Origin of the sequence: Psychrobacter sp. TB20-MNA-CIBAN-0197 (assembly GCF_040309765.1) — a bacterium.
Classification (GTDB): domain Bacteria; phylum Pseudomonadota; class Gammaproteobacteria; order Pseudomonadales; family Moraxellaceae; genus Psychrobacter; species Psychrobacter submarinus.
Window position 1 is genome coordinate 1 of sequence record NZ_JBEOPC010001375.1, and the last position, 236, is coordinate 236.

The following is a 236-nucleotide window of genomic DNA, read 5'->3' on the forward strand; positions in this document are numbered from 1 at the left end:
CGACTACGCTCTGCTGACTTCCTATTATTAAGAAAAATAAATGGCAAGCCATCTTTCCAAAAAGAAAAAGCGTCAACATCTAGGGTATTTTCTGACAATGAAAAGACACGAACACCTTTGGATTCCAATAGATGTATCAAATTACCTATCTTCTTGCTTCCAAGCGCCCAATGCTCTCTGATCGTCTCTGCTGCTACCTCAGGATCACAACCTCTTAAATCTATAAAATCTTGTTT

General features: G+C 38.6%; 1 pseudogene. It reads right to left on the reverse strand.

What is annotated here, in order from left to right:
* Window positions 1–236: pseudogene (locus tag AAEY83_RS18455) on the reverse strand (hypothetical protein); the annotation flags it as partial.